Source organism: Sinorhizobium sp. P24N7 (assembly GCF_042436655.1).
GTDB lineage: Bacteria > Pseudomonadota > Alphaproteobacteria > Rhizobiales > Rhizobiaceae > Sinorhizobium > Sinorhizobium meliloti_A.
On record NZ_JBHMIW010000030.1, the window covers coordinates 1 to 13,065 of the forward strand.

Below are 13,065 nucleotides of genomic sequence, written 5' to 3' on the forward strand. Positions count from 1 at the left end.
GCGCGGCAGGTCCCGGGTCACGCCCGTGTACAGCGTCCCGTTTCGCTTCGATGCGAGAATGTAGACGTAACCTTTCATTGCGTGAAAGGTTGACCATTCTCTCGCATATTCGCAAGCAGAAGTTGTAGCGCCCAAACCTCCCCGGCCCTCATTCCTGTGCTTGTCACAGGAATCCAGCCGGACCAAGTCATTGGACTGGAAGGACTCTTTCGCGCCGCAGACGCGGCGCCGCTCTCATCCCCGTGACGGGACAGGGAGGAAAGCAATCGCCGGACACCTACCGCCAGAAAGGGACGGCCGATTCACGCCGCGCCTCTTTTTCGCTCACACCGATATCGTCGAGCAGATGCGTGCTCAGTTCGTCGAGCGCCAGACGGCTGCGCCTCTTGGACGCCAGTTTGCAATAAAGCTGCCAAAGCCGCGACAACAGGTTTCCCGCGCCACTTCGTGAATCAATGCCGAAGCGGGCCGGTGGCCGCGCATTGCACTCCCGGGGCTGAATTGCATCAATTGCACCCATTGTCATCACCATTGCTCGCATTGCATCTGCTGCCATAGAGATAATTGACATGAAATGTCGCGCAATATAGAGAATTGTCACTATGACAACTTGGCTTCCCGACATTGAACAAGGTCACGGGCCGCTTTACGCGCGCATCGCCGACCAGATCGAAGAGGCGATCGGCAACGGCACCCTGCCCGCGGGTACGAAGCTGCCGCCCCAGCGCAATCTCGCCTTCGATGTAGGGGTCACGATCGGCACGATCGGGCGCGCCTACGGCATTGTCCGCGAGCGTGGCCTGGTCAGCGGCGAGGTCGGCCGCGGCACCTACGTTCTCGATCATCCGGAAAGCCGGCCGCCGGAGCAGTCGGATCCGCTGACGACGTCGCTTTCAGGGACGCGCCCGCTCATAGCTCCAGCCGGCAAGCTCCGCTTCGACAGCACCGCCGCTCCTGATATCGGACAGGGCGACATCCTGGCGCAATTGCTCGGAGACATCAGCCGCGAGCATCACGGGGACATTGCGAGCTATGCCCGCAACTTTCCGGATCATTGGTTCGAGGCTGGATCTCAATGGCTGGCACGCGGCAATTTCCGGCCCGGGCCGGAAACGGTCGTCCCGACGCTTGGGGCTCATGCCGCAGTCGTCGCGGTGATCTCGGCCGTCACCTCCCCGGGCGACCGCATCGCCTTCGAGACGCTGACCTATTCCCAGATAAGCCGCAGCGCGGGCCTCATCGGCCGGCGGATCGCGCTGGTGGAAAGCGACGAATTCGGAATGCGGCCGGAAGATTTCGAGCGTGTCTGTGCCCAGCAGCACCCGAAACTCGCCTTTCTGATGCCCGGCGCGCAGAACCCTACGGTGGCGGTCATGCCGCTCGACCGGCGTCAGGCAATCGCCGACATCGCGCGCAAATACGGCGTCTGGCTGGTCGAGGACAATCTCTACGGTTCCATGACCGGGGACCCGCTGCCATTGCTGATGGAACTTGCGCCCGAGCGAACCTTCCTCGTCGGCGGACTTTCGAAGTCCGTTGCTGCCGGCGTACGCGGCGGCTGGGTCGCCTGCCCGCCGCATTTCAGCCAGCGCATCCGCGTAGCCCACAAGATGGTGAGCGGCGGCCTGCCTTTCATTCTCGCGGAGCTTTGCGCCCGTCTGGTCCTCTCCGGATCGGCGTCGGTATTGCGCAATCGCGGCGTCGAGGAAATAGGCGCACGCGAAGCTCTGGCGCGCGAGATCTTCACGGGCTTCGATTTCAACTCGCATCCGAAGATTCCGTTTTTCTGGCTGAAGCTGCCCGAGCCCTGGCTTTCCGGAACCTTCAAGCAGGCCGCCCTGCAGGAGGGCGTGCTCATCGACGACGAGGATGAATTCAAGGCCGGACGCTCCGACCGGGTTTTTCACCGTATCCGCGTCGGTTTCTCCTCGCCAATCGAACGATCCGAGGTACGAAGAGGCTTCGAAATACTGCGCCGTCTCCTCGATAGCGGGCGCGCCGGATACGACAGTTTCGATTGATTACTTTTTAGAGGTGACTTTCGCACAAGCCTCGGCAATCTATTCTTGCTTTTTATCCCGCAGAATTGATTCGCACTGGAAGGTTTGGGCATGAAGGATTTCCGCTCGTTTGCAGGTCGGGGACCGTTTACATTCGTTGCAGCAGCCCTGACGCTTTCGAGCGCACTCATCGGTTCTCAGGCCGGTGCAGCAGAAGGTGTCTTCGATGAATTGCGGTTCGGCGCTACGACCTCGATCGGCAACGGCTCAAATCAGGAAGGCGGGGTCTTCCCCTCCGCTACATTGTTCTTCGATCCGCTCGGCGCCGGCAGCGCAAGCGGTCTTGTCGAGAAAATCCTGCGGCCGCGGATCCATGCCGGCGCGTCCGTCGCGACCTCGTCCAGCGGCGTAAACGAAATCTACGCCGGCTTGAGTTGGAATGCCGACATCACCGAGCGCTTCTTCATCGAGCTCGGCGCCGGCGGCACGGTGCATGACGGCGATCTCAATGACGATGGATCGGACGGACCGAAACTCGGCTGCAGACTGCTGTTTCGCGAATATGCAGCAGCGGGCTACCGTTTCGACGATCACTGGAATCTCTCGGCCACGGTCGAGCATGCGTCCAATGCCAACCTCTGCGACGGCCCGAACGACGGGCTCACGCGCGCCGGGCTGATGCTCGGCTACCAGTTCTAGAGTCCCGCTCCGACGGGCTGAAATCCGGGCTGCCGCCCTGTTGATCGACCGTATTTTTCTGTCGCGCCGCGCCGCAGCATAGGCTAAAGAAGCCGCAAAGCGCCCCTGTTACGTTGCGGTACGCACGCGCCTTCCCTTTGAAGCCAGGGTTGCGCGCCGCCCGAAGGATTTGACGGTCGACGATGACGATTTCCAACACCCGCCCCATCACCCCGGACCTGATCGCCTCGCACGGGCTCAAGCCCGACGAATACGAACGCATCCTGAACCTGATCGGGCGCGAGCCGACCTTTACGGAGCTTGGCATCTTCTCCGCCATGTGGAACGAGCATTGCTCGTACAAATCCTCGAAGAAATGGCTTCGCACGCTCCCGACCAAGGGGCCTCGCGTCATCCAGGGCCCGGGCGAGAACGCCGGCGTGGTCGATATCGACGACGGTGACTGCGTCGTCTTCAAGATGGAGAGCCACAACCACCCCTCCTACATCGAGCCCTACCAGGGAGCGGCAACGGGCGTCGGCGGCATCCTGCGTGATGTCTTCACGATGGGTGCGCGTCCGGTAGCGGCGATGAACGCGCTGCGCTTCGGTTCACCGGATCACCCGAAGACCCGCCACCTCGTCTCGGGCGTCGTCGCAGGCGTCGGCGGCTACGGCAATTCCTTCGGCGTGCCGACGGTCGGCGGCGAAGTCGAGTTCGACGCGCGCTACAATGGCAACATCCTCGTCAATGCCTTCGCTGCGGGGCTCGCCAAGACCGACGCGATCTTCTACTCGAAGGCGGAAGGCGTCGGCCTCCCGGTCGTCTATCTCGGCGCCAAGACCGGACGCGACGGTGTCGGCGGGGCGACGATGGCGTCGGCCGAGTTCGACGAGTCGATCGAGGAGAAGCGCCCGACCGTTCAGGTTGGCGATCCCTTCACCGAGAAGTGCCTGCTCGAAGCCTGCCTGGAGCTGATGCAGACCGGTGCGGTCATTGCGATCCAGGACATGGGCGCTGCCGGCCTCACCTGCTCGGCCGTCGAAATGGGCGCCAAGGGCGATCTCGGCATCGAACTCGATCTCGACAAGGTGCCGGTGCGCGAAGAGCGCATGACGGCCTATGAGATGATGCTTTCGGAAAGCCAGGAGCGCATGCTGATGGTGCTGCGCCCGGAAAAGGAAGAGGAAGCCAAGGCCATCTTCGTCAAATGGGGCCTCGATTTCGCGATCGTCGGCAAGACCACCGACGACCTGCGTTTCCGCATTCTGCACCAGGGCGAAGAAGTCGCGAACCTGCCGATCAAGGAACTCGGAGACGAGGCGCCGGAATACGACCGCCCCTGGACGCCGGCAAGGACACCCTCGCCGCTCGCCACCAACGACATTCCGCAGGCTGATGTTTCCGATGCGCTTCTGAAGCTTGTCGGTTCCGCCAACAATTCCTCGCGCCGCTGGGTCTATGAGCAGTATGACACGCTGATCCAGGGTAATTCGCTGCAGCTTCCGGGCGGTGACGCCGGCGTAATCCGCGTCGAGGGCCACGAGACCAAGGCACTTGCCTTTTCTTCGGACGTTACGCCGCGCTACGTCGAAGCCGATCCGTTCGAGGGCGGCAAGCAGGCGGTCGCCGAGTGCTGGCGCAACCTGACTGCGACCGGCGCGCTGCCACTCGCCGCCACAGATAATTTGAACTTCGGCAATCCCGAACGGCCGGAGATCATGAGCCAGCTCGTCCATGCGATCAAAGGTATCGGCGAAGCCTGCCAGGCACTCGACTTCCCGATCGTCTCCGGCAACGTCTCGCTCTACAACGAGACCAACGGCCAGGCGATCCTGCCGACCCCTACCATCGGAGGCGTCGGCCTCGTCCGCGACTGGTCGAAGATGGCGCGGATTCGCTTTGCTGCGGCGAACGAGACCATCCTCCTCGCCGGTGCTCCGCAGAGCTGGGGAACGCATATCGGCCAGTCGGTCTACATGCGCGACATCCATGGCCGCACCGACGGTCCCGCGCCGCATGTCGACCTCGGCCATGAACGCAAGGTCGGCGATTTCGTTCGCGGATTGATCGAGGACGGCCTGGTTACGGCCGTGCACGACTGCTCCTCGGGCGGACTTGCGCTCGCCGTGGCCGAGATGGCCATCGCTTCCGGCATCGGCGCGACGATCGATACACCGCCGGAACACGACCCGATCCCGGTCTTCTACGGCGAAGACCAGGGGCGCTATGTCGTAACCGTCGCGGAGGGTTCGGCCGAGACGGTGGCCGCGCGGGCAAAAGCCGCCGGCGTTGCGCTGCCGGTGATCGGCAGGACAGGCGGAAATGCGGTGCAGCTCGGAAACGCCAGGCCCGTATCCGTCGACGAATTGCGTTCCGCACATGAGGCGTGGTTCCCCAATTACATGGGTGGCGATCTCGCACCGGACAATTGACCCGCCGGCCGGCAGACGGCCGAAACAGCATTTGCCTTCGGCCCCTGAATCGTGTTCCCTTTAGTTCATAGCGGGCGGCGGCAATGCCGCCGCGCCGCAAAATTACAAGGGAGTTGGCGTATCATGCCCATGGCACCAGGCGATATCGAAGACATGATCAAGGCCGGGATTCCCGGCGCAAAGGTCACGATTCGTGATCTGGCCGGTGACGGCGACCACTATGCCGCCGAAGTCGTGGCCGAAGCGTTTCGTGGCAAGACGCGCGTGCAGCAGCACCAGATGGTCTACAACGCCCTGAAGGGCAACATGGGCGGCATTCTGCATGCGCTCGCCCTTCAAACCAGCGCGCCGGAGTGAGGCGGAAATGGTCGACCTGATCAAGGAGCTCGTAAGCGGGGTCGTTGACAGCGCATTGAAAGAGATCCTCAAGAAAACCAGAGCGACCGGAACCGCGGCCAAACGGGCGAAACGGCGAAGCAGGAAAGCCAAGTCTGGCGGCATACTGGCTGACATCGTCGAGGCGGCCTTGCGTAAACCGGCAAAGAAGCAGGTGAGCCGTCGCCGGACCGCGGCTTCCCGGAGCAAACTGCGCCGCCGCTCGGCCTAGATCCCCTAGCCCTCGTGTCCCGCGGATAGTGGTGCGGAAGCCGAACTTTGAGGGACCATCAATAATTTTGCGATTGGGTGGTGAAAACCACGTCCATGCGTGCTATCTAGACCCCAATCGATATCCGGTCCTTGAAACCGGCGCAGGAAGGAAGACAAGATGAGCGGAATCAGCGATTTCATCGATAACGAGGTCAAGAGCAACGACGTCGTTCTTTTCATGAAGGGAACGCCGCAGTTTCCGCAGTGCGGTTTCTCCGGCCAGGTGGTGCAGATCCTGGATTACGTCGGCGTCGACTATAAGGGCATCAACGTGCTCGCCGATGCCGATCTGCGTCAGGGCATCAAGGATTATTCCAATTGGCCGACCATTCCGCAGCTTTACGTAAAGGGCGAGTTCGTCGGCGGTTGCGACATCGTGCGGGAGATGTTCCAGGCGGGCGAGTTGCAGACGCTTCTTCAGGGACAGGGTATTTCCGTCAAGGGCGCCGCCTAACACCCTCCGAACCGCATCTTTGCGATGATCGGAAAAGGCGGGTAACCGCCTTTTTTGATTCCGAAGCAATATGCCGCGCGCCTAATGTTCGATACGCTTCATGAGCGGGCGGCGAAATTCACGCCAGTCATGGGCGTCATGGACGACCGGCCGCGCGGTCTCGTACGCAGCCCTGCCCAAGGGTGCGGCCTCTTCCGCCGGCGAGTACTGCGTCCTTCTTCGATCCGACACAACAAAAGACTGAATTTATTCAGCAGATCCAAATCATTGCGAAACGTGCCACGCACTGGCTCGGCGTGGCAAAGAACCGGCTCCGGGAAAGCGGCAGCCGGCAGGATGTATGAAATGACAAGGCCCATAGACCAAGCCGCCACCCTCTCCGGGCTGACGAAAGTCCAGTTCATTGCATTGATGGCCATGCTGATGTCCATCAATGCGATCTCGATCGACATCATGTTGCCCGGGCTGCAGGAAATCGGCGCGAGCCTCGGCGTGGCCGATGAGAACCATCGGCAATACGTCATAACCGCCTACCTGCTCGGCATGGGGTTCGCGCAACTGTTCTTCGGCCCCCTGTCCGACCGCTTCGGGCGAAAGGCACCCTTGTTGGGCGGGCTGGCCCTTTACGGCGTCAGCGCTCTCGCGATCGTCTTCGTACCGACCTTCACGACACTCCTCTTCCTTCGGCTCGTCCAGGGCATAGGCGCGGCGGCAACCCGCGTCATCACCGTTTCCATCGTGCGCGATGTCTATGGCGGGCGGCAGATGGCCGAGATCATGTCGCTGGTAATGATGGTGTTCATGATCGTCCCGGTCATCGCGCCGAGCATCGGACAATTGATCATGCTCTTTTCCGAATGGCACATGATCTTCGTCGTGATCGCACTGTTCGCGGTTGCCGTAGCGCTTCCGGTCGCCTTGCGCCTTCGTGAGACTTTGGCCCCCGCCAACCGGCGCCCCTTCACGGCCTCGTCCATACTTGCGGGCTTCCGCATCGTGCTGACGAACCGGCTGGCGCTGTTCTATACGCTCGCGACGTCGGCTCTCCTTGGCGGTCTCTTCGGTTTCATCAACTCGGCGCAACAAATTCTCGTCGGCGTCTATGGCCTGGGCGTCTGGTTTCCGGCAGTATTCGCCGCTTTCGCCGGCATGATGGCGGTCGCCTCCTTTACCAATTCGCGACTTGTCCGGACGTTCGGCATGCGGGCATTGTCGCACGCCGCGCTTCTCGGCTTCACCCTGGCAAGTTTCATCTGGATGTCGGCTTCATTGATCGGGCCGCTGCCTTTGCCGGTCTTCATGCTCCTTCATGCCGCCACCATGTTCCAGTTCGGGCTGATCGCCGCCAACTTCAACGCCATGGCGATGGAACCGCTCGGCCACGTTGCCGGCACCGCCTCATCCGTTCTCGGCTTCACGCAGACGATCGGCGGCGGAATCATCGGCGCGTTCATCGGCCAGGCATTCGATAACAGCGTCACGCCCCTTGCGGTCGGCTTCTTCACGGTCGCACTCGTGGCGCTTGTCTGCGTGCTGATCGCAGAGGGCGGCAAGCTCTTCAAACCGCACAATCCGGCAGGCTAGCCGGATCGGCTCGAGGCCACCGATTTTTCCTCCCAGTCCATTTTGGATGTTTTGAACATGACTTCCGTTTCCCAACAATCTTCGCTTGGTGAACAATCATCGGGCCATGCCGATCAGGCTTCGGGCGCCGCGCGTCTCGGAATGGGCCTTGTCGAATTCATCGTCACCATTGCAGTCATGACCGCGAGCATTGCGCTCGCGATCGACAGCATGCTGCCGGCTCTGCCGAGCATCGGCCAGACGCTCAACGTTGCCAACGCCAACGATACGCAACTCGTGATCGGCGTCTTCTTTCTCGGCTTCGGCCTCTCCCAGATATTCTTCGGGAGCCTTTCGGATGCCTTCGGGCGCCGGTCCGTTCTCCTTTGCGGCCTTGCACTCTTCAGCGTGTCGATGTTCGCCGCCTCCTGGGTCGAAAGCATAGAGACGCTGCTCCTGCTCCGCTTCATCCAGGGGATCGGCGGTGCCGCCGTCCGCATCACGACCATGGCGATCGTCCGCGACTGTTTCGGCGGCCGCGACATGGCGCGCGTCATGTCCTATGTGATGATCGTCTTCATGATCGTGCCGATCGTCGCCCCGACACTTGGCCAAGTGGTTATCGCCTATGCCGACTGGCACTGGATCTTCATCTTGATCGGCGTGGTCGGCACCGCCCTGTTCGTCTGGGCGCTGACCCGGATGAAGGAGTCCCTGCCGAAGGAGGAACGTCTGCCGCTTTCGGTGGGAGCGGTCCTTTCCGGCTTCCGCACGGTGCTCACGAACCGCATCACCTGCGGCTACATGATCGGAATGACCCTGTTTACCGCCGTCATTTGCGCCTATGTCGTCAGCGTTCAGCAGGTCTTCGGCGAGGTCTACAACCTCAGTGACTGGATGCCTATCGCCTTTGCAGGCACCGCCGGCGGGATAGCGGTCGCGAACTTCGCCAACGGCTATTTCGTGCGCAGTTTCGGCATGCGACGCATCTCGCATGCCGCGATGATCCTCTTCACCCTCTTTGCTGCGACCGGTTACGTCCTGTCGCTCGCGGGCACTCCGGCCTTCGCCATCAGCTATCTCCTGTTTTCGTTATTGCTGATGTTCTTCGCCGTCATCGCCACCAACTTCACGGCCATCAGCCTCGAGCCGATGGGACATCTGGCGGGCACGGCAACCGCCGTCACCGGTTTCGTCTCCACCACCGGCGGTGCGCTGATCGGCGGTGCCGTCGGCCAGCTCTTCAACGGCACGCTGCAGCCGCTCTTCGGCGGCTACGCCCTGTTCGGCGTGCTGACCATCCTCGCAACGCTCTGGGCGGAAAATGGAAAGCTGTTCACCCATCCGGGCGACAGCGATGGGACGCACGAACACGGCGGCGGACACCTTTAGAGCACTTCCAGGAAACTGTGTAGCGGTCTTCCGTCCGGAGGGTGCATCGGGTCTAACGACAGAGGCCGCCCGGAAAACCGGGCGGCCTCTGTCGTTCGAAAGCGCTTTCAGATCAGACGGTGAAGACCTCCCGCCGCAACTCCTCCCAGCTCTCCTTGTCGGTCGCCAGAAGCAGCCCGCCGTTCGTGTGCGCGGGCAGATAACGCGAGCCGTCGAAACGGGCCGCATAGGCGCCGGCCTCTTCGGCGATCAGGGTGCCGGCAAGGTGGTCCCAGGGCATAAGCTTCTGATACATCAGGAAGTGCAGATGACCGCCGGCAAAGATTCGGTATTCATGCGCCGCGCAGCGATAGCTCGTGGCCATCCGGACCTTCGCCATATTGCCCATGACGATGCGGCGCTCGGCCTGCGCGTAAAACCCGGCCGATGCGACGCCCACCATGTTGTCGACGGTGACCCCGGCTGTGACCGACAGTCTCTCCTGCGTCCCGTCGGGCCGGCACATCCACGCGCCGGAGCCCCGCTCGGCGATGACCCAGTCGTTGCCGAGCGGATCGTAGATGATCCCTGCGACGGTCTCTCCCCCGGCAACGACGCTCGCCATCACTCCGAAGAGCGGCAGGCCGGCTGCGAAATTGAAGGTGCCGTCGATCGGATCGACGACGATCGCGAGATCTGCACCGGCGAGCTTGTCGAGGAGCGCCGGATCGGCGGCGACGGATTCCTCGCCGATGAACACGGCCCCCGGCGCAATCGCGTCTATATTCGCCTTGATCAGCCTCTCGGCGGCCTCGTCGCCTTCCGTCACCAGGTCGATCGCTTCCGATTTCATCCGCACATCGCCGGAGCCGAGATTGCGAAAGCGCGGGAGGATTTCCTTTACCGCCGCTTCCTGCAGCAGGTTGGCAAGTGCGGCGATGTCGACGGAATGGCTCATTCTTTGGGCTCCGGAGAGAGGGATTGGAAGTCGAAAAGCTTCGGATCGAGCAGATGCGAGGCGTTCACGTGTCCGAGCGCGCGCAGCATCGTGTCCTTGCGGCCCGGCATGCGCCGCTCGATATCCGCAAGCATCGCCTTCATTGCATTGCGCTCGAGCCCATCCTGCGAGCCACAGAGGTCGCAGGGGATGATCGGGAACTCCATGGCCGCGGCGAACTTCGCCAGATCGTCCTCTGCCGCATAGGCAAGCGGCCGCAGAACCATCAGATCGCCCTCGTCGTTGAGAAGCTTTGCCGGCATCGACGCCAGGCGCCCGCCATGGAAAAAGTTCATGAAAAAGGTTTCGAGGATGTCTTCCCGATGATGGCCAAGCACCAATGCGTCGCAGCCCTCCTCCCGGGCGATGCGATAAAGATTGCCGCGCCGCAGCCGTGAACAGAGCGAACAATAGGTCGCGCCCGCCGGCACCTTCTCTTTCACTATCGAATAGGTGTCGCGGTATTCGATGCGGTGCTCGACGCCGATGGACCGGAGATAGTCGGGCAGGACATGCTTCGGAAAGTTCGGCTGCCCCTGATCCAGATTGCAGGCGACGATTTCGACGGGAAGCAGACCCCGCCACTGCAGGTCCATCAGCAGCGCCAGCAGGCTGTAGCTGTCCTTTCCACCCGACACGCCGACAAGCCAGCGTCTGGAGCCCTTGAGCATGCCGAAATCGTCGAGCGTCTGGCGCACCTGCCTGAGCAGGCGCTTGCGCAGCTTGTTGAAGGAGACGGAGGACGGCATGCGCGAAAAAAGCGGATGGGCCGCACCTTCGAAGGCGGCGTCATCGGGAATGACGCTGTCTGTTTCGTCCGGGGAGGATTGTGCGACTTCCATGGCGGCAATCTCGGATTGTGCAGAGCGCAGGTGGCGCTTCGTTTTCTGAAGCAGCACTTGCCCCGTCCGGCCGGGAAGATCAAGAAAAAACGGGCATGCGGGCCCGTGGCGTCCTGTGAAGGGTACAGGGGCGGCTACTTTCCGCGCGCTTACGGCCCGAACACCGACCAACCCGTACGCGCAGCCAGCATTTCGAGCGCCAGCGACCCCAGCAGCGAATTGCCGTATTCGTTGAGCCCCGGCGACCAGACGGCGATAGACGCCTTGCCCGGCGCCACCGCCATGATGCCGCCGCCGACGCCGCTCTTCCCCGGCAGACCGACGCGATAGGCAAAATCGCCGGAGCCGTCATAATGGCCGCAGGTGAGCATAAGCGCATTGATGCGCCGCGCGCGCTGGCGCGACACGACCGAGTGGCCGGTCAGCGGGTTGGTGCCGCCGGCTGCCAGAAACAGGCCGGCCTTGGCGAGCTGGCTACAGGTCATCGCGAGCGCGCAATGATGGAAATAGACGCCGAGCACGTGCTCGACCGGATGATCGAGCCGGCCGAAGGACCGCATGAAATTCGCAAGCGCGATGTTGCGGTAACCGGTCGCGGTCTCCGAGCGTGCGACTTCGTGGTCGATCACGATGTCCTCGTCATCCGCGAGATAACGAACGAAGCGAACGATCTCTCCGATCAGTTCCTTCGGCGTGTGGCCGGCGAGAATGAGGTCGCTTATCCTGATCGCGCCGGCATTGATGAAGGGGTTGCGCGGCTTACCACCCTCATGCTCGAGCTGCACGATCGAGTTGAAGGCCGAGCCCGAAGGCTCGCGCCCCACCCGGTTCCAGATGTTTTCGCCGTGTTTGCCCAGCGCCAGCGTGAGCGTGAACACCTTGGAGATGCTCTGAATGGAGAACGGCATCTCCGCATCGCCGGCGCGATAGACCTTGCCGCCGGTTGTGACGATCGCCATGCCGAAGTGACGGGCATCGACGCGTGCTAGCTGTGGAATATAATCCGCAACCTTCCCTTCGCCGAGGCGCGGCGTCAGTTCCAGAAAGATGTCGTCGATGATCGCCTGGAGGTCTTCTTGCGGTTTCGGCTCGCGCATACGGCACTTCTCACTTCGGAAGCGGTCTCGTTCAGGACACGCCGTCCTGCACCCGCCTCCAGTCTATGGGATTCGTCCGGCAACTTCGTACAAAAAAACCGCCCGTCTCCGGGCGGTTTTCCAATTCGTTCAGGCGAGCCCTGATTAACGCGAATAAAATTCGACGACCAGGTGCGGCTCCATGACGACCGGGTACGGCACGTCCGAGAGCGCGGGAACGCGAACGAAGGTCGCGACCATCTTGTTGTGATCGGCTTCGATGTAATCAGGAACGTCACGCTCGGCGAGCTGTACGGCTTCGAGAACCGTAACGAGCTGCTTCGATTTTTCTTTGACTTCGATAACGTCGCCCGGCTTGCAGCGATAGGAACCGATGTTCACGCGAACGCCGTTGACCTTGACGTGGCCATGGTTGACGAACTGGCGCGCGGCGAAAACGGTCGGAACGAACTTGGCGCGGTAAACGATCGCGTCGAGGCGCGATTCGAGCAGGCCGACCAGGTTCTCCGGGGTGTCGCCCTTACGGCGCGATGCTTCGGCGAAGATCGCACGGAACTGCTTTTCACGGATATCGCCGTAGTAGCCCTTCAGCTTCTGCTTGGCGCGCAGCTGCACGCCGAAGTCGGAAAGCTTGGACTTGCGGCGCTGGCCGTGCTGGCCCGGGCCATATTCGCGACGGTTCACCGGGGACTTCGGACGGCCCCAGATATTTTCGCCCATACGGCGATCAATTTTGTACTTGGACGACTCGCGCTTGCTCATCGCATTTCCTTTCAAAGTGTTACACCGGTTTGCTGCCAAACCGGATCAAGGAAACACGCCCTCCTCTGAACCCATTTTAGGGGCTCTGACAGGCCTCTCACGATCACGCTGCCGGAGAAACCACGGGACATGTCAAATGAAACACCGGGCATCACTGCCCGGCGTTGAGCGGGTCTTTAAGCACTGGGCGGCGAATTGTCAACGGAATATGACAGGAA

Annotated in this window: 14 protein-coding genes; 8 read left to right on the forward strand and 6 right to left on the reverse strand. The window is 61.8% G+C overall.

Features of this window, described 5'->3' with window-relative positions; all coding sequences use genetic code 11:
- A partial coding sequence (locus ACFHWW_RS32960; RefSeq protein ID WP_379943559.1) for a GIY-YIG nuclease family protein occupies positions 1-78 on the reverse strand: 78 nt, incomplete at its 3' end.
- A 199-nt stretch (positions 79-277) separates the two neighbouring features.
- Entirely contained in the window at positions 278-520 is a 243-nt protein-coding gene (locus ACFHWW_RS32965; RefSeq protein WP_234841310.1) for a DUF1127 domain-containing protein, read from the reverse strand.
- 82 nt (positions 521-602) lie between these two features.
- Between ACFHWW_RS32965 and ACFHWW_RS32970 the strand changes: the two genes are divergently transcribed.
- The 8 genes from ACFHWW_RS32970 to ACFHWW_RS33005 all read left to right on the forward strand — a co-directional run bounded on the left by ACFHWW_RS32970 (position 603) and on the right by ACFHWW_RS33005 (position 9,170).
- Positions 603-2,021, forward strand: coding sequence for a PLP-dependent aminotransferase family protein (locus tag ACFHWW_RS32970; RefSeq protein WP_018095084.1), 1,419 nt, complete (start codon positions 603-605; stop codon positions 2,019-2,021).
- Between the two features lie 90 nt (positions 2,022-2,111).
- Positions 2,112-2,699, forward strand: a complete 588-nt coding sequence (locus ACFHWW_RS32975) for an acyloxyacyl hydrolase (RefSeq protein WP_379943523.1) — start codon at positions 2,112-2,114, stop codon at positions 2,697-2,699.
- Between the two features lie 182 nt (positions 2,700-2,881).
- Positions 2,882-5,113, forward strand: coding sequence for a phosphoribosylformylglycinamidine synthase subunit PurL (gene purL / locus ACFHWW_RS32980; protein WP_379943525.1), 2,232 nt, complete (start codon positions 2,882-2,884; stop codon positions 5,111-5,113).
- Between the two features lie 123 nt (positions 5,114-5,236).
- The gene (locus ACFHWW_RS32985) at positions 5,237-5,470 is read left to right on the forward strand and encodes a BolA/IbaG family iron-sulfur metabolism protein (RefSeq protein ID WP_003531391.1); all 234 of its coding nucleotides are present in this window, start codon (positions 5,237-5,239) and stop codon (positions 5,468-5,470) included.
- A gap of 7 nt (positions 5,471-5,477) precedes the next feature.
- Positions 5,478-5,720 carry a hypothetical protein gene (locus ACFHWW_RS32990; protein ID WP_100673142.1) on the forward strand — a complete coding sequence of 81 codons (243 nt, stop codon included), beginning with the start codon at positions 5,478-5,480 and terminating at the stop codon, positions 5,718-5,720.
- Positions 5,721-5,879: 159 nt separating this feature from the next.
- Positions 5,880-6,215 (forward strand): Grx4 family monothiol glutaredoxin, encoded by a 336-nt coding sequence (gene grxD, locus ACFHWW_RS32995; protein WP_100673141.1) that lies wholly within the window; start codon positions 5,880-5,882, stop codon positions 6,213-6,215.
- A gap of 336 nt (positions 6,216-6,551) precedes the next feature.
- A complete protein-coding gene (locus tag ACFHWW_RS33000) occupies positions 6,552-7,799 on the forward strand; it encodes a multidrug effflux MFS transporter (RefSeq protein ID WP_275597850.1) in 1,248 nt (415 codons plus the stop codon).
- A 57-nt stretch (positions 7,800-7,856) separates the two neighbouring features.
- Positions 7,857-9,170 carry a multidrug effflux MFS transporter gene (locus tag ACFHWW_RS33005; protein ID WP_275597849.1) on the forward strand — a complete coding sequence of 438 codons (1,314 nt, stop codon included), beginning with the start codon at positions 7,857-7,859 and terminating at the stop codon, positions 9,168-9,170.
- A gap of 112 nt (positions 9,171-9,282) precedes the next feature.
- Here the strand turns inward: ACFHWW_RS33005 and ACFHWW_RS33010 are convergent, their stop codons facing one another.
- The 4 genes from ACFHWW_RS33010 to rpsD all read right to left on the reverse strand — a co-directional run bounded on the left by ACFHWW_RS33010 (position 9,283) and on the right by rpsD (position 12,847).
- Positions 9,283-10,107, reverse strand: coding sequence for an inositol monophosphatase family protein (locus tag ACFHWW_RS33010; protein WP_018095093.1), 825 nt, complete (start codon positions 10,105-10,107; stop codon positions 9,283-9,285).
- Positions 10,104-10,988, reverse strand: a complete 885-nt coding sequence (ttcA, locus tag ACFHWW_RS33015) for a tRNA 2-thiocytidine(32) synthetase TtcA (protein ID WP_100673138.1) — start codon at positions 10,986-10,988, stop codon at positions 10,104-10,106. Before ttcA ends, ACFHWW_RS33010 begins: the two co-directional genes overlap by 4 nt.
- A gap of 149 nt (positions 10,989-11,137) precedes the next feature.
- Entirely contained in the window at positions 11,138-12,085 is a 948-nt protein-coding gene (locus ACFHWW_RS33020; RefSeq protein ID WP_018095095.1) for a glutaminase, read from the reverse strand.
- 144 nt (positions 12,086-12,229) lie between these two features.
- Positions 12,230-12,847, reverse strand: a complete 618-nt coding sequence (gene rpsD, locus ACFHWW_RS33025; RefSeq protein WP_003533017.1) for a 30S ribosomal protein S4 — start codon at positions 12,845-12,847, stop codon at positions 12,230-12,232.
- Positions 12,848-13,065: the final 218 nt, after the last annotated feature.